The sequence below is a fragment of the Pelomonas nitida genome (assembly GCF_043555975.1).
GTDB lineage: Bacteria > Pseudomonadota > Gammaproteobacteria > Burkholderiales > Burkholderiaceae_C > Pelomonas > Pelomonas nitida.
Map to the genome: position 1 here is coordinate 236,990 of NZ_JBIGIA010000004.1, position 20,147 is coordinate 257,136.

At 69.7% G+C, this 20,147-nt stretch carries 13 protein-coding genes and 1 riboswitch; of the genes, 2 read left to right on the forward strand and 11 right to left on the reverse strand.

Going from position 1 to position 20,147, the window contains the following annotated elements:
- Window positions 1-4: 4 nt before the first annotated feature.
- From ACG00X_RS07095 to ACG00X_RS07130, 8 genes are all read right to left on the reverse strand, one after another.
- Window positions 5-2,905 (reverse strand): BACON domain-containing protein, encoded by a 2,901-nt coding sequence (locus ACG00X_RS07095; RefSeq protein ID WP_394487357.1) that lies wholly within the window; start codon window positions 2,903-2,905, stop codon window positions 5-7.
- Between the two features lie 132 nt (window positions 2,906-3,037).
- The gene (locus tag ACG00X_RS07100; RefSeq protein ID WP_394487358.1) at window positions 3,038-4,837 is read right to left on the reverse strand and encodes a S53 family peptidase; all 1,800 of its coding nucleotides are present in this window, start codon (window positions 4,835-4,837) and stop codon (window positions 3,038-3,040) included.
- A gap of 58 nt (window positions 4,838-4,895) precedes the next feature.
- Window positions 4,896-4,983: riboswitch (cyclic di-GMP riboswitch) on the reverse strand.
- A gap of 89 nt (window positions 4,984-5,072) precedes the next feature.
- Entirely contained in the window at window positions 5,073-7,277 is a 2,205-nt protein-coding gene (locus ACG00X_RS07105; RefSeq protein WP_394487359.1) for a molybdopterin-dependent oxidoreductase, read from the reverse strand.
- A 120-nt stretch (window positions 7,278-7,397) separates the two neighbouring features.
- Window positions 7,398-8,459, reverse strand: coding sequence for a cupin-like domain-containing protein (locus tag ACG00X_RS07110; RefSeq protein WP_394487360.1), 1,062 nt, complete (start codon window positions 8,457-8,459; stop codon window positions 7,398-7,400).
- Between the two features lie 87 nt (window positions 8,460-8,546).
- Complete coding sequence (locus ACG00X_RS07115; RefSeq protein WP_394487361.1) at window positions 8,547-9,305, reverse strand: LytR/AlgR family response regulator transcription factor; 759 nt, start codon at window positions 9,303-9,305, stop codon at window positions 8,547-8,549.
- A gap of 28 nt (window positions 9,306-9,333) precedes the next feature.
- Window positions 9,334-10,383: a histidine kinase gene (locus ACG00X_RS07120; protein WP_394487362.1), complete on the reverse strand. Its 1,050-nt coding sequence runs from the start codon at window positions 10,381-10,383 to the stop codon at window positions 9,334-9,336.
- Window positions 10,380-11,480 (reverse strand): sensor histidine kinase, encoded by a 1,101-nt coding sequence (locus ACG00X_RS07125; RefSeq protein ID WP_394487363.1) that lies wholly within the window; start codon window positions 11,478-11,480, stop codon window positions 10,380-10,382. Before ACG00X_RS07125 ends, ACG00X_RS07120 begins: the two co-directional genes overlap by 4 nt.
- A 55-nt stretch (window positions 11,481-11,535) precedes the next feature.
- On the reverse strand, window positions 11,536-11,973 hold the full coding sequence (locus ACG00X_RS07130; protein WP_394487365.1) for a PilZ domain-containing protein: 438 nt from the start codon (window positions 11,971-11,973) through the stop codon (window positions 11,536-11,538).
- A 165-nt stretch (window positions 11,974-12,138) separates the two neighbouring features.
- Here ACG00X_RS07130 and ACG00X_RS07135 point away from each other — a divergent pair, with 165 nt between their 5' ends.
- Together ACG00X_RS07135 and ACG00X_RS07140 are read left to right on the forward strand one after the other, a co-directional pair.
- Complete coding sequence (locus ACG00X_RS07135; protein WP_394487367.1) at window positions 12,139-12,708, forward strand: DUF1134 domain-containing protein; 570 nt, start codon at window positions 12,139-12,141, stop codon at window positions 12,706-12,708.
- Window positions 12,709-12,839: 131 nt separating this feature from the next.
- On the forward strand, window positions 12,840-16,889 hold the full coding sequence (locus ACG00X_RS07140) for an LAGLIDADG family homing endonuclease (protein WP_394487368.1): 4,050 nt from the start codon (window positions 12,840-12,842) through the stop codon (window positions 16,887-16,889).
- A 157-nt stretch (window positions 16,890-17,046) separates the two neighbouring features.
- On the opposite strand, the gene ACG00X_RS07145 is transcribed toward ACG00X_RS07140, so the two are convergent.
- The 3 genes from ACG00X_RS07145 to ACG00X_RS07155 all read right to left on the reverse strand — a co-directional run bounded on the left by ACG00X_RS07145 (window position 17,047) and on the right by ACG00X_RS07155 (window position 20,059).
- Window positions 17,047-17,286 (reverse strand): hypothetical protein, encoded by a 240-nt coding sequence (locus ACG00X_RS07145; protein ID WP_394487370.1) that lies wholly within the window; start codon window positions 17,284-17,286, stop codon window positions 17,047-17,049.
- A gap of 182 nt (window positions 17,287-17,468) precedes the next feature.
- The gene (locus ACG00X_RS07150) at window positions 17,469-18,542 is read right to left on the reverse strand and encodes a substrate-binding domain-containing protein (protein ID WP_394487371.1); all 1,074 of its coding nucleotides are present in this window, start codon (window positions 18,540-18,542) and stop codon (window positions 17,469-17,471) included.
- Between the two features lie 53 nt (window positions 18,543-18,595).
- Window positions 18,596-20,059: a peptide MFS transporter gene (locus ACG00X_RS07155; RefSeq protein WP_394487372.1), complete on the reverse strand. Its 1,464-nt coding sequence runs from the start codon at window positions 20,057-20,059 to the stop codon at window positions 18,596-18,598.
- Window positions 20,060-20,147 lie beyond the last annotated feature (88 nt).

Consider the following 20,147-nt stretch of genomic DNA (forward strand, 5'->3'; position numbering starts at 1 on the left):
TGGCTCAGCGGCCGATCGCGACGAACGCCAGCACAGGGTCGTCAGTCAACGTGGCCACGATCAGACCATCTGGCGTGACGACCATCTGGCGCGTCTTGATCTCGCGGGCGTAGCCGGCCACCTTGTAGCCCTGGATCAGCGCGCCGGTGGGGGAATGCACCCAGAAGTCGCTGCTGCTGTACCAGCCGCTGATGCCGCAAATGATGCGGCCATCGCTGGTCACCTCGACGTTGTTCGGATAGTTGTCGCCGCCGGGCAGGCTGCCAATGACACTCATGTCACCGCCTGCCAGCACGGTGCAGCGATACGGTGCGCCGGTTGCTGTGTAGATGCGTGTGCCGTCGGGTGAAACAGCGATGTCACGGCCGTTGCTGGAGCCGTTGTAGTAAGACGCTGCGGCCTTCGTGTCGGATGCCATCAGCGTGCCGCCGTTCACTTCCGAATAGTCCAGGCTCACCGCGCCGGCCGACGCGGGGCTGAGGCCGATGTTCTGCCAGAGCAGCGTGCGACCGTCCGGTGTGGCCGCGTGGCTTTCGCCGCTACCCACCTTGCCCAGACGGCGACCCGCAGCGTAGGCGCCGCCGTCACCCATCACCAGCACGTCGACGCCGCTGGTGCGCAGGACCAGCGCGGTGTCGCCAATGGTGGTTGCAGTGCTGAGCGCCCAGCTGTCCACGGTCAGGCCGGTGTCGAGATTCACGCGTTTGACAGCGCGGTTAGCCGTGTCCGCTGCGTACAGCAGCGAGCCATCCGGCGAGACCGCCATCGCACCCAGTGCGGCGCCCACATTGATCAGCGTCGTGACCTTCTGACCGGTGTAGGCGTTGTAGACATCGACGTCGGAGCCGCCGGCGTGGGTGTAGACGTAGGGCCGGATGGTGTCGGCCACGAGCACCGCGCGGTCCAGCGGCAGCTTCTGCATGGCGACCGCGCCTGTGGCGTCCTTCCACAGCGCCACCCGTATGACGGCGGGCGCGACACCTGTCTGGCTGCTGCTCAGCGTGACCTTGGCCTGGCTGACTTGGCCGTTGGGCAGGCCGGACGGGTCGGCGGTGACAACCAGTTGTGACGCACCATCCGTGCGCCCCGAGTTGGTGACAGTGAGCCAAGCGGCGTCGGACGCGGCGGTCCAGGCCAGGCCCTGGTCGAAGTTGTCGCGCACCTGCAGGGTCCGACTCAGGACCTGCCCGGTAGGCGTGCTGGCCAGGCCGACGCCCCAGACGGATGGCAGCAAGCGGCGTTGGTCGGCGTTGATCGTCACGGTCACCGCTTTGGTGACCGTCTCGCCGTTCACGGTGGCGCGCACATTCAGCACGGATGTTTGGGTGCCGATCGGGGCCTTCAGGGCATCGACAGACACCGCCTGCGTGGATGACGTCGTGCTCGCCTTGCCAGACGTTGTGCCGGGCAGCAGCCAAGCGGGCACATCGGTCAGGGACCAGGGCCATTCGATGTTGGTGTTCAGGCCGATGCTCAGCATCTGTGCCGAGAACTCGCGCCCCTTGGCGCCGCCGAACACCAGCGCTGTCGTGTTCGTGGACAGCGTGGGTGCCATCAGCGTCAGCTGGCTGGTCACGGTCTTGCTGGCGATGTTTGGCGAGTTCAGTGAAATGTCAGCGCTGTATTTGCCCGACTTCAGCGGGCCTTGCGTCGGATCGGGCTGCAGTGTGATGGTTCCGGGCGTGACGCCGGTCGTTGGCGACAGCTGCATCCAGGCGGCCGTCGTGCTGGCGCTCCAGTTCACGGCCTGCTGATTGTTCAAGGCGAAGGGCAAGGCCTGGGCTTGAGCGACCGAGCCGTTGACCATCGTGAAGCTCGGCACGCCGCCATTCAGCACGAACTGTCGCTCCAGGTGTTGCAGCGTGAAGTCGACACCAGCGCTCTGGCCATCTTCTGTCGTGGCGGTGACCCGTGCCTTGTAGTCGCCAGGCAGCAGGTCGTCGGAGTTCACCGTCACCACGATGTCCTGAGCCCCCGTGCCACTGCTGGTGCTGACCTGCAGCCAGCTCGCGCTGCTGCTGACGTTCCACCTCAGCTTGTCGCCGGTCAAGCGCAACGTCAGCGCTTGCGTCTTCGCTTCGCCGCTGTAGGTGGTGATGGCTGTCGGGCTCAGGCTGCCGAAGTTCAACGCCGCAATGGCTTCCTGCACGTTGAAGTCATACGGCAGAGCGACCGGCGATCCGGGGATTTGCGATGCGCAGCCAGTGTCCCAGCACAGTCTGACGGCCAGCGTGCCCGTGTAGTGCCCTGCTGCCAGCAGCGCCGATGGTGTCAGGCGCACGCTGTACTTGCCGTCCGGCAGCGCGGACAGTGCGATGTTGGGCTGGATGACCTGCTTCTCGTCGATGGCGACGGCGTACACCTTCTGCTTGAAGTCATCGGGGTATGCCGCCGTGGCTGTGACGGAGATCGGCATCGGTAGGCCTGCCCGGAAGTTGGCAGCCAGCGTGGCCGGTTCAAACGTCACGGCGGCAGAGACTGCCTGCACGGTGAAGTCATAGGGCAGCGGGATGGGCGAGCCGGGGAACTGCGACGTACAGGCGAGGTCCTTGCACAGCCGGATGGACAGGGTGCCCGTGTAGTGTCCGGCCGCCAGCAGCGCCGATGGCGTGATGGTCGCGCTGTACTTGTTGGCCGACAGGGCGGACAGCCCAATGTACGGTTGGATGACCTGCTTCTCGTCGACCGCGACGACGTAGACGTTCTGCTTGAAGTCCTCAGGGTGCAATGCCGTGGCCGTGACGGTGATCGGCAGCGGCTGGCCAGCGCGGAAATTGGCAACCAGCGCAGCCGGTTCAAACGTCAGTGCCGGGCCTGAACTGCCGCCGTCGCCGCCGCCACACGCGGCCAGCGACAGGGCCAGGAACCATGAAAAAGCGTGGGTCGCCCACTGCTGGTAACGCATGCAATCCTCCCTTGTTGCGCCCGGCCCGGCCTTCACGGAAGCCGGTGCTGCGGAGTGCCGCATCGAATGCGGCGCGCATCATAGGAGGAGTTATGTGGCGCTCTCGCTGTCGCGCCCAGGGGCGACCAATGTTCAGCTGGCGGTAATCTTCACCGCCACCGTGCCCGTCGTCGTCTGCCCCAGGTTGTTCTTGAGCGTGATGACGAGGTTGTAGCTGCCCGTCACAGGCTTGGCCCAGCTCACCGTGATGGCGCTGCTGGTGGCGGAGATGCCCATGCCCGAGGGCAGGCCCGTGATGCCGATGGACAGGGACGTCGCGCCCGGCGCGCTGTAGCCGATGCTGGCGTTCAGCGCCTTGCCAGCCACGCCGCTGAGGCTGGTGGTGGTGAGCTTTGGCGCGGTGGATGAGGTGGTCGTGGTCGTCGTCGTGGACGAGCCGGTGCTGGTGCTCGATGTCGTCGCGCCGCCGAGGCTGGTCAGCAGCGAGGTGACGTTGGGCGTGCCCCAGCCGGTCGGGGTGTCGTAGCCGGCCTTGGCCGTGCAGGTGGTGCAGCTGCCGTTGCTGCCCGTGGCCACGTCCTTGAAGGCTGCGGTGTAGGCGGTGGGCACGGCGCCGATCTGCTGGTAGAGCGCGGCGTGCGGCTGGCCGAGCACGGTCTTGCCGCTGGCCACCCGCAGTGCGTTGGCCACGGCGATGACGCCGGCCCATTGCGGTGTGGCGAGGCTGGTGCCGCCGGCGCTGACCCAGCGCACGGTCGTCGTGCCGGGCGCGATCACGGCGACGTACTGGCCGGAGTTGGGGTCGGCGTTGAAGGCGACGTCGGCCACCGCACGGCGTGCGTAGCCGCCGATGCTGCCGCTCTGATAGCTGGGCAGGGCCACGTAGGCGCTGGTGCCGCCGCCGGTGCCGCTCCAGGTGGTCTCGCTGCGCGAGCCGGTGCCGCTGTAGGCCAGCGTCGTGCCGCCGACGGCGACCACCTTGCTCGACACCGAGGGCCAGGACACGGCCGCGCCGTTGTCACCCGTGGCAGCGAGGTAGCTCATGCCGGCCGCGCCGAAGACGCCGTCGTAGCTGCTCGTCCAACTGCCCTCGGCGGCGCCGAAGCTCATGGACACGACGCCCGCGCCCATGCGGTTGGCCAGCGCCACCGCTTTGCTCAGGCTGGCGACGCTGGCGTCCGGCGCCTCGATGAGAACGATGCGTGCCAGCGGCGCGGTGGCGTGCGCCCATTGCACATCGAGCGCGATCTCGGTGGCCCAGCCGCTGTCGTAGGCGGGCGCCGTGGCGGTGAGCGCGCCGGCCGTCGTGCTGTAGGCGATGACCAGCTCGCAGGCGCTGCCGGACGCTGCAGCCAGCGGCAGCGCGGCGTTGGCGGCCAGCGTGCGCGTGGTGCAGGTGGGCAGGCCGAACTTGCTGTTGAACGCGGCCAGCTCGGCGGCGACGTTGGGGTCGTGCTTGGCGTTGACGATGTAGATCGTCTGGCCCGCACCGAGCTGAGCTGCGCTGGCGGACAGCGCCGGCAGCCCATAGGCGGCGCGGATCTGCGCCGGTGTGTAGGTGGTGACGGTGGTGGTGGCCGCCAGCGGCATGGCCTCGCCGTTGCTGGCAGCCTGGGCGCTGCGGCGCTGGCTGGCGTCCAGCGTGTCCAGCGTCAGGCCCCTGGTGGCGATGTTGGCAGCGGCCGGCGTGCGGTGCGGTTCGGTGCCGTCAACGTCGGCCGGCGGTTGGAGCTCGGCAGCGGCGATGTGGAAGCTGTGATCGGCCTGCACGTCGGTGGCAGGGTCGTCCAGCGAGACAGTCAGTGCGAGGGTGCCGGCGGCCGCACTGGCCTGGGTGGTGGCCGTGGTGTCCGTCGTGCCGCCGCCTCCGCAGGCGGTCAGCGCCGCCGCAGTCAGCAGGGTCAGGGTCCAGGAGAGGCGGGTGCGGGGCATGGCCGAAGTCTTGGTTGGACGAGGGCCACGCCTGACAAGACCCTGCGGATGCCGAGGTCCTGGCGGCCCCGCTGCCATGGCACTCGTCGTGCGGTAGGCCGGAAGCTTTGCGTCCCCGCCTTTCGACGGGTTTGCCCTCTGGGTTGGTGAACCGGTGCAGTCTAGGGTTGCGCCGTCACAAATGCGCCTGCGACTTCTTGGTGGTGTGATTTATGTCCCGCCGTGGCCGCTGCGCTCAGGCCGGCGCGATCTCGACGGCGATGCCGCTGAGCACGGCGTTGCCAGACAGCGGGTCGCGGGTGGCGTCGTCCAGCAGCGCGTTCATGTTGACCCCGGGCCGCTCGCGCGCGAGGCCCAGCTGCACGCCGTCCAGGTCATGCCCCCAGCCGTGCGGCAGGCTGACGACGCCGGGGCTCATGTCGGCGCTGCGTTCCACGCGGGCGGTCAGCGCCCCCACAGCGCTGCGGACGATGGCGAACTCGCCCAGCCCCAGCCGCTCGGCGTCGCCCGGGTGGACGAGCAGCGTGCAGCGCTCCGGTCCCTTGGCGAGGATGGGCAGGTTGTGCATCCAGCTGTTGCCCGAGCGGGTGTCGCGGCGGCCGATGAGGCTGAAGGCGGGTGCCGGTTCGGCCTTGACGTGGGCGAGGTCGGCCAGCACGGCGGGCGGTGCCAGCTCGATCTTGCCGCTGGGCGTGCGCAGCACTTCGGGAATGCGTGGCTGCAGCGCGCCGAGGTCCACGCCGCCGCCGTCGACGGTGCTGGCGGCTTTGACCTTGGCGAGGTTGAGGCCGCCAGGCTGGCGGCCGAACTGGTCGCCGTAGGGGCCGATGCGCAGCTGCAGGTCGATGAGCCGCTCGGGGCCGTGCCAAGGCTTGAGCGCGGCCAGGATGGCGGGCGTCTGGTCGCCTGCGAAGCGGCGCACATCGGCCTCGATGGCTTCGTCGTCGAGCTGCGCCACGTCTACGCCGGTGCCGCGGCCTTCGAGCAGCGGGCACAGCTTCAAGATCGTCTGCCACTCCTGCGGCGTGCCGGCTGCGGCGCTGAACACCGGGCCGGAGAAGCGCGCGTGGTTGCGGTGGCTGAGCTGCGGAAAGGCGACGTCGAAGTGCAGGTCCTCCAGCGGCGACAGCCCCGGCAGGATGACGTCGGCGTGGCGGGTCGTCTCGTTGACGTAGATGTCCAGGCTCAGCATGAAGTCGAGCTGCTCCAGCGCCTGCGCGATGCGCGGCCCGCCGGGTGCGGACAGCACCGGGTTGCTGGCAATGGTGATGAGCGCCTTCACCTGGCCCGCGCCGGGCGTCTGGATCTCCTCGGCCAGCACGGTGATGGGCAGCTCGCCGAACACCTCCGGCGCGCCGGACACGCGGCTCTGGCGCCGGCCCGTCGTGATGCCTTTGCCGCTGCCGGGCTTGCCCTGCGTGTTGGGCGCGAAGGCCGCCGCCTTGGCAAACATTGCGCCGCCCTCGCGGTCGAGGTGGCCCGTCAGCACGTTGAGGAGGTCCACGAGCCAGGAGTTCACCGTGCCGAAGCGCGTGGTGCAGGTGCCGATGCGGCCATAGACGGCGGCGCGCTTTGCTTCGGCCAGTTCGCGGGCGAGGCGGCGCTGCGTCTCGGCGGGAATGCCGCAGCCGGCCGCCGTTGCCTCGGGCGGGAACGGCGCGACTGCGGCCCGCGCTTCGTCCAGCCCGTTGACATGCGGCGCCAGGCGGCCGAGGTTGACCAGGCCTTCGTCGAACAGCGTGTGCGCGATGCCGGCCAGCAGCAACGTGTCGCCGCCGGGCCGGATCGGCAGATGTTCGTCGGCCGCCGCGGCCGTCTCGCTGCGGCGCGGGTCGACGACGACGATGCGCCCGCCACGCGCGCGCATGGCCTTGGCCTTGCCGCGGTAGTCGGGCACCGTCCACAGGCTGCCGTTGCTGACCATCGGGTTCGCGCCCAGGATGAGCAGGTAGTCGCAGCGTTCGATGTCTGGGAGCGGGATGCTGAGCCAGTGGCCGAACATCAGCCCCGCGCTGAGCTGCTTGGGCATCTGGTCCAGCGTGGAGGCGCTGAACACATTGCGCGAACCCAGGGCCTTCACGAGGCGCGGCGTGTAGGCCAGCAGGCTGACCTTGTGCGCCGCCGGGTTGCCGATGCTCAGCGCCACCGCGTCCGCGCCGTGCTCGCGGTGCAGTGGCAGCAGCCGGCGCTCGATTTCGGCGAAGGCCTCGTCCCAGCTGGCCTCGACGAACACGCCGTCCCGCTTCACCAACGGCATGCGCAGCCGGTCCGGGTCTTCGTGCAGGTCCTTCAGGCTCACGCCCTTGGGGCACAGATAGCCGTGGCTGAACACATCGCGCTCGGCGCCGCGGATGGTGACGACGCGGGCGCCTTCGGTCTTCACCTCCAGCCCGCAGCAGGCCTCGCACAGCGGGCAGATGCGGTAGTGGCTGTCGGGCATGGCGGGTCTCCTGGCGCAAGGGGCGGCCGGTCAGCTTAGTGGCGCCGGCACGGCAGCGTCGTCACCCAGGCGACGAGGCGCTGGCGAGCCAGCCGGCCCGGGAGCCAGGCGATCGCCGCGTTACCAGTTGCCGATGGTCGGGTTCTGGTAGTCGAAGTCGTTGGGGATGTCGGCCGCGATGTTGGTGTACGAGAACGACATGCTCAGCTCCAACGAGGCGACCTGGTGCCACCAGCCCAGCGGCAGGAAGAGCGTGTCGCCAGGTTCCAGCGTGATCTCCAGCACACGGGCCTGGCGCAGCAGCGGGTAGCGCGCGTAGTCGGGCGCATCCAGGTCGATGGGGCTGTAGACGGCCATGCGGTTGTAGAGCAGTGGCGTCTGCATGGGCGACACGAAGCGCCAGCGCTTGCGGCCGAGGATCTGCGTGTGGAAGAGCATCAGCGTGTCGTGATGCAGCGGTGTGCGCGTGCCGCCCGGCCCGAACCACATCGACGCGGCGTTGGGCAGCAGCGCCGGGTCGCAGATGGGCGGCATGCTGCCGATGTCCTGCAGCAGCGGCAGGAACTCGGGGCGACGCAGCATCTCGTCGTTGGCGGTCAGGTAGTGGTCGTTGGTGGCGCCGCCGTTGACGACGAGGTCGACGAATTCCGCCACCTTCATGCGCCGGCGCAGCTGCTCCTTGTTCTGCTCGAAGCGGGCGTCCTTGTCGCGGCCCACCTGCACGTCCACCTCCATGTGGCCGAAGCGCTCGCGCAGATCGGCCGGCGACCACCGGCGCATGGCCGGCCAGTCCTCGGCGACGTCGGTCAGCACCACGGGCCGGCAGCCGCGCACATAGCGCTCGACGAACTCGTCGCGCGACACGCCGCGGCGTTTCTCGATGACGTCGTAGCCCGCGTCGTTCTCCCAGAGCTGCTGCTGGTTGGCCACCACGCATTCCAGCTTGCGCAGCATCTGCTGGTGTCGGCGCGCGGCCAGGAACACGGGGTCGTGCTCGATCTGGTCGAGCGCCGCCTGGCTCAGGGCGGGGTCCAGGCCGGCGGCGACCATGCTGTCGCGCATGGAGTCGGGCGAGCAGTTCCAGAGCCGGTTGTCGGCCACCCAGGTGAGCCAGTCGGGCGAGAGGTCGAGCAGGGCGGCGGGCCGCGGACGCGGCGGGGGCTTCAGCGGAGAGAGTGTCATGGCGGGCGTTGAATGACGGGTTGCGGCGGCCCGAACGTTAACGCCTGCGTGACGCGGATTGTGCACATCCGCTTACACGTGCAACCGCTACATCTGCCGGAACAGGTGGGCGCAGCTCTCGGCCACCAGCAGCAGCTCATCGCCGTGCTTGAGTTTGATCTGCATGCGACCGCGGAAGTCGCGGCTCACGCTGGCGATCGCAGTCACGTTCACCAGAGTGGAGCGGTGGATCTGCCAGAACTGCTGCGGGTCCAGCTCGTCGATGAGTTCGCGCAGCGGTTTGCGGATCAGCGCCTCGCCGTCCTTGAGCGCCAGCCGCGTGTACTTGTTGTCACTTTGAAAAAACATCACCTCGTCGACGGTGATGAGGCGCAGCGTCTGGCCGACCGATGCGTTGATCCAGCGCAGCGGTGCGCGCGCGGCCGACGGGGCGGGGCGCGCGCTCAGCTGCTCGAGCACGCCGCCCAGCGGTGCCGGCGCCTGGCCCAGCCGCGCCTTCAGCCGGGAGATGGCCGTGAACAGCCGCGCGCCGGCCAGCGGCTTGAGCAGATAGTCCACCGCGCCCTGGTCGAAAGCGGCCACGGCGTACTGGTCGTAGGCCGTCACGAACACCACATGGCAGCGCCCGGCCGCCTGGCGCGCCACGTCGATGCCGGTGGCGCCGGGCATCTCGATGTCGAGGAAGAGGATGTCGGGGCGGTGCTGGTCCAGCAGGCGCAGCGCGGCCAGGCCATCGGCAGCTTCGCCGACGATGCTGAGTTCGGGCCAGAGCTGGCCCAGCTGCTCGACGAGTTCGCCGCGCAGCGCGGCCTCGTCTTCGGCGACGACGGCGGTGGGGGCGATCAACGGCGCCCCCCAGCCGGCAACAACAGGTTCATGGTGCGAGTTCCAGCGTGAATTCGGTGCGATCGGGCCCGCCGGTGCAGGTGAGCCGTGCGTCCAGTACCGCCAGGCGTTCATGCAGCGAGGCCAGGTCCGTATCGTCGCAGCACAGGCCGGGCAGGTCGAAGCCCAGCGTGATGCCGGCCTCCGTGGCCTGCAGCCAGCACCGACCGGGTGGCCCCAGCCGCAATGCGCGCTGCACCAGCGGCAGCAGCAGCATGGGCGGCAGCGCCATGCCGGCGTGCGTGCCCAGCAGGGGCTCGAAGGCGGGCGGCCGGCCGTCGAGGTCGCGCAGCAGGTCCAGGTAGCTGGCGATCAGCTCGGCCTCGCCGCCCAGCGTGGCACCTGCCCCGCGCAGCCGGGGCAGCGCGACGCGCAGGTGGCGGATCAGCCGGTCCAGCCGGGCGCTGGCGGCGGGGTCGTGGCGGCCGTAGGCCTGCTCGATGGCGACCAGCGCGTCGAACAGCAGCGCCGGGTCCATCTGCGCCTGCAGCGCGGCGAGCCGGGCCGCCAGCGCATGCCGGCGCAGCTGGCTGTGCTCACGCAGTAGGTCCTGGGCGGCGCGCTCTTGCCGGCGGCGCAGCGCCTGGAACTCCAGCATGCCGACGAGCATCAGCGCCGGCATGAACACCCACAGCGCATCGCCGATGACGGCCGTCACGCGGAAGACGGAGCAGCGCGGCTTGCCATGCGTCATGGCGTAGATGTCGCACAGCGAGGGCCAGGGCAGGGCGGCGGCGAGCGGGTAGATGACGGCGATGGTCAACACCGAGCCCAGCATCGTGGCGCCGATCAACCGCAGCCGCCGCTGGGGGTGGACGGGGCTGCTGCGCGCGGCCGGCAGCCAGCACAGCAGCAGCACGGCGCAGCTGACCAGCGGCAGGGCGAGGTGGCGGGCCAGCAGCTGCGGCAGGCGGTCGCCGACGTTGAGTTCCACCAGCGAGGTCAGGTCGATGGCGCCGAACAGCAGCGCCGCCGTGGCGAAGGCCAGCGCCTCGACCGGCCGCAGCGAACGCCAGGCGCGCAGCACGTGGCGGATCATGCGAGCGCCTCCGCCGGCAGCCGTACGCGGGCGACGACACCGCGCGGCTGCGCCGCCTCCAGCTCCAGCGCGGCGCCGTCGCCGAAGCGCGCGGCCAGCCGCGCCCGGGTGTTGGCCAGGCCCACGCCGGCGCCACCGCTGGCCGCGCCGAAGCCCTGGCCGTTGTCGGCCACCTCGACGGTGAGGCCGCCGTCCTCGGCCGACGCCGCGCGGATCTCGATGCGCCCGCCCTCGGGCAGCGGCGACAGGCCGTGCTTGATGGCGTTCTCCACCAAGGTGGGCAGCACCAGCGTGGGCAGCTGGGCCGACAGCAGCTCGGCGGGCGCCGTGATGTCGAACGACAGCCGCTCGCCCATGCGCATCTGCAGGATGGCGAGGTAGTGGCGCACGAGCTCCAGCTCGTCGGCCAGCGTGGATTCGTGCCGGCGCATGCCCGGCAGTGCGGCGCGCAGGTAGGCGATCAGCGCCACCAGCATGTCGCGTCCGCGCTCGGGGCGGGTCTCGTACAGCCGCTTGACGTTGGCCAGCGTGTTGAACAGGAAGTGCGGCTCGATCTGCGCATTCAGCGCCGACAGCTGGGCCTCCGTCTGCTGCGTGCGCAGCGCCTCGCGTTCGCGGAACAGCTGTGCCAGCTGCTCATGCCCTCGCCGCTGCGCGCGGCTGACCAGCAGCAGCGCATAGGCCATGCCGCCCAGCAGCATCCACACGGCCATGGTCGACACGGCCCAGCTGGGCTTGAACGGCATCGGGCTGCCCAGCGACCCGACCACGTAGCGCAGCCACGTGCCCAGCGCGGCGCCCAGGCCCACGGCCAGCGCCCGGCTGGCCAGCTGCGCCGGCAGCCGCCAGCGGCGCCGCGCCAGCAGCGCCTCGGCCAGCGCGACGGCCAGCATCAGCGACAGGCCGGTCAACAGGCACTGGCGGCTGAAGCGCACCAGGTCGAACAGGGCGTCGCCGAGCGTGCGCGGGTTGTTGTTGTTGCCGGCCCAGGTCAGCGACCGCGAGATGGCGTAGAGCAGGCAGAAGTAGTAGACACCCGCGAGCATGCGCAGGTTGCAGACGCGGCGAAAGGCATGCAGCGGGCTCGGCTCCTCCATGCCCGCATTCTCGGCAGCGCCCACCGCCGCCGGGGCGCGGTGCGATGAACTGCCGTCAGGCGAGGCTGGCTGCGGCAATCAGCGCCTTGAGTTCGCGCTCCGACGCGGTCGGGTCGCCCAGGTTGACCTCGATGAGCCGGCGCAGGTGGGTGATGGACTCGATGTCGATGCTGCGGCAAATCACGCCGGCATGGTCGCCTTCGACATGGGCCAGCTCGCCCGCCATGGCGATGACAACGCCCCCCTCGGCGACGGTGCCGAGCGGCAGCTTGACGAGGCAGGGCATGCCGGCCTGCGGCGCGGCGCCGTCGGGCAACTGCAGCAGCACCCCCTTGAGCGAGATGTCGATGACCTGGCAGCGCAGCAAGGCCTGCGTGGTGATCAGCTCGGCCCCGGCGGCGAAGGCGACGCGGGCGAATTGGCGGCGTTCGGTGCTGATGATGTTCTCCCCGTGGCGGCCCGGCTGACGGCCCGTGTCGGGCCCGGCCGGCATTGGGCGGGGCCGGCCTGCAGCGCAGTCTAGGGCCTGCCCTTGGTCAGCGGTAGGCCTGTTGCGATCGTGTGAACAAGCCCTGGGCGCGGCAGGGCGCTGTCGCGGCGCGCCCCGCATGCCGGCACTTTGTTTATGCTGGGCCGACCCGGGTCATCAGGACGCCTCATGCACGACCGTCGCCAGCATCTCCACCATCTCGCGGCTCTCGCCACGGCTACCGCGCTGCCTGCGCTGGCGGCCGAGGACAAGGGTGACACCTACGACGAGGATTCCATCCTCAAGGCCGCCACCGACTTCTTCGGCCAGACCACCGAGGGCCTGGCCAAGGTCATCGAGAAGGCCTTCAAGGAGCAGGGCCGGCCCAACGCCTACATCAAGGGCGAGGAAGCCGGCGCGGCCATCACGGTGGGCCTGCGCTACGGCGACGGCGAACTGCTCATGAAGGGCGGCGGCGCGGCCCGTGTCTACTGGGCCGGCCCGTCCATCGGCTTCGATCTGGGCGTCAACGCGTCCAAGGTGTTCACACTGGCCTACCACCTGCCCAATGCCGGCGCCATCTACCAGCGCTTCCCTGGCGTGGACGGCAGCCTCTATTACGTGGGCGGCGCCGGCATCAACTACCAGCGCCTGAAGGGCATCACGCTGGCGCCCATCCGCCTGGGCGTGGGCCTGCGCGCTGGCGCCAGCGTGGGCTATATCCACTACCGCCGGGAGAAGAGCATCAACCCGTTCTGACGCCAAAGCCGCAGGTTTCTGCGGCGGGTCAAAGCGCCGGCGGCGGCGCGCTGGCAGGGTTGCCGATTTCGTCACCAGACGGGTGGTTTCGCGGCGTAGACTGTGAATTCATCCAGTACTCGAGGCCCATCGTGAGCAGCACCACCGACCTGCCCGTGCAGGACATTTCCAGCGAAGTCCTGATCGAAAAGTACGCCAAGGGCGAGGAGCAGACGCCCGACGAGTTGCGCGAACGCGTGGCCCGAGCGCTTGCCGCCGCCGAGAAGCCGGCCGACCGCGCGCGCTGGATGGCTGCCTTCCTGGACGCGCAGCGGCGCGGCTTCGTGCCGGCCGGGCGCATCATGTCCGCCGCCGGCACCGAGCTGTCGGCCACGCTGATCAATTGCTTCGTGCAGCCCGTGGGTGACAGCATCGCGACCGCCGAGGACGGTGTGCCGGGCATCTACACGGCACTCACCGAAGCCGCCGAGACCATGCGCCGCGGTGGCGGCGTGGGCTACGACTTCAGCCGCATCCGACCGGTCGGCGCCTGGGTGGGTTCCACCCGCAGCCATGCGTCCGGGCCGATCAGCTACATGCGCGTGTTCGATCGCAGCTGCGAGACGGTGGAAAGCGCCGGCAGCCGGCGCGGCGCGCAGATGGGCGTGCTGCGCTGCGACCACCCCGACATCGAGGCCTTCATCCACGCCAAGGACCAGGGCGACCTGCGCAACTTCAACATCTCCATCGGCGTGACCGACGCCTTCATGGCCGCCGTGCAGGCCGACGATGTGGTGGAGCTGGCGCACAAGGCCCAGCCCAGCGCCGAGCAGATCGAGGCCGGCGCCTACCAGCGCGGCGACGGGCAGTGGGTCTACCGCCAGGTGCGCGCTCGCGAGCTCTGGGACCAGGTCATGCGCTCCACCTACGACCACGCCGAGCCCGGCGTGCTGTTCCTGGACCGCATCAACGCCGACAACAACCTGCACTACTGCGAAACGATCGCGGCGACCAACCCCTGCGTGACAGCCGATACCTGGACGATGACCAGCGAAGGCCCGCGCCAGGTGGGCGCGCTGATCGGCAAGCCCTTCCACGCCATCGTCGATGGCAAGGCCTACGCCACCGAGTCGGCGGGCTTCTTCGCGACCGGCGTGAAGCCGGTGTTGAAGCTGTCCGCGCGCGAAGGTCATGTGCTGCGCCTGACGGGCGACCACCCGGTGCGCCGCGTCACACGCAAGACGCGTTACCTCGTCGAAGCCGAATGGGCGCCGGCGGGCCACTTGAAGCCCGGTGACGAGCTGATGCTGCACGACCACCGCGCCCTGCCGGGCTGGGAAGGCCCCCGCAGCGAGGCCGAGGGCTATCTGCTGGGTCTGCTGATCGGCGACGGCACGCTGAAGGCCGACAAGGCCGTGCTGTCCGTCTGGGCGCCGGAGTTGAAGGCCGTCGGTAGCGATGTGGTCCATCGCCCGGCCAGCGTCGAGAGCGTCATGCGTGCGGCTGAGGCGGCGATGCGCACCGCCATCGTCAGCCGCGCCGATTTCCGGGGCTGGCAACGCCCGGTGGCTGGTCGCGGCGAGTTCCGCCTCGCATCCACCGGTCTGCGCGACCTGGCCGGCGCGCTGGGCGCGGCGCCTGGCAACAAGCGCATCACGCCCGCCATGGAGGCCACGTCGTCCGACTTCCATCGTGGCCTGCTGCGCGGCCTCTTCGATGCCGACGGTTCGGTGCAGGGCACGCACGACAAAGGCGTCAGCGTGCGCTTGAGCCAGGCCGACCTGGCTCAGCTGCAGGCGGTGCAACGCATGCTGGGGCGGCTGGGCATTGGGTCGACGATTTATCGCGAACGTCAGCCGGCCGGCCTGCAGCGCCTGCCCGATGGCCGTGGCGGCGAGCGCGAGTACGAGCGTCGCGCGGTGCACGAATTGGTCATCAGCGGCGACAACCTGCACCGCTATGCGGAGTGGGTCGGCTTCGAGGACAGCGCCAAGCAGTCGCGCCTGCAAGATTTGCTTGGCAGCTACCGGCGCTCGTTGAACCGCGAACGTTTCACGGCGACCGTCGAATCGATCCAGGCCGATGGCGTGGAAGAAGTCTTCGACGTGACGGTTGAGCATGTCCACGCCTTCGATGCCAACGGCCTGTACGTGCACAACTGTGCCGAACAGCCGCTGCCGCCCTATGGCTGCTGCTGCCTCGGCTCCATCGACCTGACGCGTTTCGTGCAGGGCCCGTTCAGCGCAGCCCCCCGTTTCGACGAGGCCGGGTTCGCCGAGGTCGTGGCCGTCGCCACCCGCATGCTGGACAACGTGCTCGACGTCACGCCGTGGCCGCTGCCCGCGCAGGCGCAGGAGGCGGCCAACAAGCGCCGTGTGGGCCTGGGCTTCACCGGCCTGGGCGATGCGCTGGTGATGCTGAACCTGCGCTACGACACGCAAGAAGCCCGCGACATGGCAAGTCGCATCAGCGAAGTCATGCGCGATGCCGCCTATGCGGCCAGCAGCGATCTCGCCGCCGAGCGCGGCAGCTTCCCGCTGTTCAACGCCGACCTCTATCTGTCCGGCGGCAGCTTCGCCTCGCGCCTGCCGGCCGCCCTGAAGGACAAGCTCCGTTCTCAGGGCCTGCGCAACTCCCACCTGCTGTCCATCGCGCCTACTGGCACCATCAGCCTCGCCTTCGCCGACAACGCGAGCAACGGCATCGAGCCGGCGTTCTCATGGACCTACACGCGCAAGAAGCGCCTGTCGCAGGCCGAGGGCGGCGGCTTCAAGGAGTACCAGGTCGAGGACCACGCCTGGCGCCTGTACCGCCATCTGTTCGGTGCCGACGCGGCGCTGTCCGACGCCTTCGTCACGGCGCTGGAGCTGAGTGCGGCCGACCACGCGGCCATGGTGGCGGCCGTGGCGCCCTACATCGACACGTCCATCAGCAAGACCGTCAACGTGCCGGCCGACTACCCGTACGAGGACTTCCAGGACCTGTACGTGCAGGCCTGGCAATCCAAGCTGAAGGGCCTGGCCACCTACCGGCCCAACAGCGTGCTGGGCTCGGTGCTGTCGGTCACGCCCGAGGTCAAGCAGCCCGAGCCGCTGAAGGCTGACCCTGACGGTACCAACCAGCGCCTCAAGGTCGAGCGCCTGCCGCAGGCCGTCGTCGCGTCGCTGCGCTGGCCCAGCCGGCCCGACATGCCCGGTGGCAACCCGGCCTGGAGCTATCTCATCCAGCACCCGCACGGCGACTTTGCGCTGTTCATCGGCGAGCTGCCGCTGGACGGCCCCGATGGCGGGCTGTTCGGCCGCAACCTGCCGTTCGAGGTGTGGGTGAACGGCGCGGAGCAGCCGCGTGGCCTGTCGGCGCTGGCCAAGACGCTGTCCATGGACCTGCGCACCAACGACGCCGCCTGGCTGCGCCTGAAGCTGGATGCGCTGGCGACGGTGGCCGAGGAGCGCGCCTTCGAGATGCCCATGCCGCCCAGCGGCGAGAAGCGCCTGTTCCCCGGCGTCGTCGCCGCGACGGCTGCCGTCATCCGCTGGCGCTGCGAACAGCTCGGTGCGCTGCAGGACGGCGGCCCCACGCCGGTGGTGGACGCCATGTTCAGCCGCAACGAGCCGCGCACTGGCACTTCGGGCACGCTGGCCTGGGCGGTGGACGTGGACAACCCGGCCACCAACGAGCAGTTCACACTGACGCTCAAGGAGGTGGTGCTGCCCACGCCTGGATCCGACGGTTCGGGTGGCACCGTCACGCGGCCCTGCGCCATGGGCTTCTCAGGCAACTACCCCAAGGCGCTGGACGGCCTGGCGCGGCTGCTGTCACTCGACATGCGCGTCATGGACCCCGGCTGGATTGCGATGAAGCTGCGCAAGCTGCTCAATGTTGGCGAACCGCTGGGCCACTTCATGGCGCCGGTGCCGTCGTTGAACGGCGAGCGCCGGCAGCAGGTCTGGCCCTCGACCGTGGCGTATGTGGCGCGCCTCGTCATCCACCGCTACGCGATGCTGGGCATCCTCGATGAGGCCGGCCAGCCGCTGGTGGACATGGGCCTGCTGCAATCACCCGCGCCGAAGCAGGTGGCAGCCGCCGGCGTGCTGCAGGTGCAGGCGGGCAAGCCCTGCCCCGAGTGCGGCAACGCGACCATGATTCACAAGGACGGCTGCGACTTCTGCACCGCGTGCGGCTATGTGGGCCAGTGCGGCTGACCCTGGACCGCAGGACGGTTCGTCGCGTCTGTGCGAGCCAGCCACCAACGAGCCTCCACGGCCTTGGCCGTTGAGGTTTCGGCCTGCGCGCAGGCGGTAGAGCCGCAGGTGCACGGGTGTTCGCCGAAGCCGCGTTTCGCGCCAGCCGGTCGAGGGCTCACATGACGCGCAGGGTGGCCAGATGTTCAACCTGGAGTTCGTTCAAGGCGTCGAGCTCGGCGTTCACCCAGAAAACGTTCTCCTCGGCGCGGGCGAGTTCGGCCCGTAGCTGCGGCAACGCCGTTTCAGGCACGTCGATGCCGGACTCCGCGTCCCGCAAGGCCTTGCGGGCCGTGCGTTGTGCGACGTGTGCGTCCTCGAGTTCGTGGCGCTTCTCTTCAATGCGCTGTTCGTACATTCTTTTTGCTCCCGGCTGCGCCCGCTCTCGCGGCGGCTGTTGACCAATACCGGCGCCCCATCGCAAATCTACAGCGGTCGACCACGCTTGATCCCTGGCAAGCTTCCCAGGTAGCCGAGGGTGCCGGCCGCTGCCAACCGCTTGTTCTGGGCGTTCGCGGCCCAGATGCGCGCCAGCGCCGCTCAGGTCGCCGCGGAAGCCTCGCCCAGCCATTGCCGGCGATAGTCGGCCCGGTAGGGTGAGTCGTCGGCGATGTCGCGGTTGCCGAGCGCGCGCAGGTAGGCCGTCGTGACGGTGATCGGGGGCCAGACCCGGCCGCTGGCGGCCTGGCCGAGGAAGGCGCGGCGCAGCTCGTCGGCCAGCTGCCACCCTTGCTGGCCGGTGGGCTCGGCGATCGTGGCCAGCTGCTGGGAGAGGCCCGAGCGGATGCGCCCGATCGCGGCGCGGGACCCGTCACCGGCGGCGATGCCGACGATGTCCGGCCGGCCCAGCGCCCGCAGCGGGAAGTGCATCGAGTCCATGTAGGCGTCGTTGATGGCCAGCAAGTGTGTCCAGCGTTCGCCGAAGCGCTCCTGCAGCGCCGCCAGGGCACCGGCCATGGCCTGCGAGGCGCTGGAGATGGGGAGGTCTTCGACGCCCAGCAGCTCGCAGCGGCTGTAGCGGGTCAGCGCGTCGCGCATGCGCTGCGTCTTCGCGTTGGCGATCTCGAAGCGGCTGTCATTGAAGATGACGACGCCGGCCCGGCCGTTGGCCATGCTCTGCGGCACCAGCGCCACGGCCATTTCGGCGACGACGGCAGGGTCGGTGGCGATGTTGCTGAACAGCCGGCCCGATGGCCCGCTGCGTGCAGCGGCGTGCCAGCCGACCAGCACGGTGGCGACCGGGCCGGCGCGCTCCAGCGGCCCGGCGATGTCGGCCTGGTCGAAGCCGCCCAGCACGATGCCGTCGACCCCCTGCTGCAGCGCGCTCTCGAACTGCTGCGCGATCAGCGTCCGCGAACCGTCGCCATTGAGCACGTTGAGCGTCCAGCCCAGCGTCTTGCAGGCCTCCTCGAAGGCGCGGTAGACGGTCGTGATGCCGCCGTTGCGGAAGTCCTGGGCGAGGAAGGTCACCCGCCGCTGGCCGGTGGCCGATGACTTTGCCGCCGTCATGCCGGCCAGCGGCAGCGCCGCCAGCGCACCGCCGACAAAGGTGCGGCGATCGATGCCGCAGCCGGATGGGGCACCGGTGAGCGGCCTGCGCGGGCGGGAGTCCATGCGGCAAGCCTACTCGCGGCAGCGCGCTTGGGCGAGCGGCGTTTTACGGAGGATCAGGCCTGGCGCGGCTCGATGAGGCCCAGCAGCCAGCGGCGCAGCGCAAACAGCGCGGCGCCCGTGGCCAGGCTGCCCACGGCCAACTGCGTGAACAGCGTGGCGTACTGCGGGTTGGTCGTCAGCGGCGAGCCGTCCACCGGCTGCGCCACCATGCCGGAGAAGTCGCCTGCAAACAACGAGGCCAGGCCGGTGACCAGCATCCAGCTGCCCATCATCACGCCCTGGTACTGGCGCGGGGCCAGCCGGCCGATCATGGCGTAGCCCACCGGCGAGATCAGCAGTTCGCCTACGCTCTGCAGCACGTAGCTGACGAACAGCCAGACGAAATCGGCGCGGCCGGTGGTCGGGTCGGCGAGCAGGATGCCCAGCGGCAGCGCCAGGAAGCCCAGGCCCATCAGCACCAGCGAGGCCGAGAACTGCGCGGGGATGTCCACCGGCCAGCCCTTGGCGCGCCAGCGCGCGAACACCGCCGCCAGCCACGGCCCGCCGATGACGATGCAGACCGTGTTGATGTTCTGCACCCACTGCGGCGCGACGGGCATGCCCCAGACGCTCATCCAGACGTTGCCCACGGCGTACATCTGCAGCCCGTTGGGCGCCATCTGGTAGAGCGACCAGAACACCAGCGAGCCCAGCGTCAGCACCAGATAGGCCTGCATGCGGCGCTTCTCGTGCGCCACCTGGTGGCGGGCGGTCATGACCACCAGCGCCACGCCCACCAGCGCGCACAGCCCCTTCATGCCGATGGCCGTGTCGCCCGGGTGCTGCAGCAGCCAGGCCAGCAACGGCACCAGGCCGGCCAGCACGGCGATGCCGGCCGCGAAGCGCGCCCAAAACGCCGTGCCGCGCCGTTGCGAGAGCGGCGTGTCCCGGTCGGCCAGCGTGCGCCAGAAGATCAGCGCCAGCACGATCGCGCCCGCATTGCCCAGCGTGGCGAACCAGAAGATCGTGCTGTAGAGCTCTTCGAGCTGGTAGTGGCCGGCCACCGTGAACCCGACGAAGAAGCCCAGGTTCATGCCGGCGTAGTTCCACAGGAAAGCACCCTCGCGGCGTGCGTCCTCGGGCGCGAAGCGCTGCGTCAGCATCATGTTGATGCAGGTGACGTTGAGGCCGCTGCCGGTCAGAAACAGCGACAGGCCCCAGTACAGCCCGGCCAGCGAGCCGCCGGCAATGGCGCCGCAGCCCAGCACCTGCAGCAGCATGCCGCCGACGAAGAGATTGCGGTTGCTCAAGAAACGCCCGCCCAGGTAGCCGCCGAACAGGTGCAGCCCGTAGTTGAAGGCGCCGAACAGCCCCATCATCAGCGCGGCCTGTTCGTTGTTGAAGCCCATGCGGTGCGTGGCGTACAGCACCAGCGTGGACTGCAGCACCGCGAAGCCGAGCGTCGCAAAGATCTGGATGAGGAAGAGGACGGCGGATCCCTCGGGGATGCCGGCGAGTCGTGGTTGGGCTTGGTTCATGGGGCGGCGATTGTCCCGGCTGCGCAACCCACTTGAGGCCATGCGCTGCGCGAAGCACGGCAGGCGCGCCGCAGCGCGGTGTGACGGC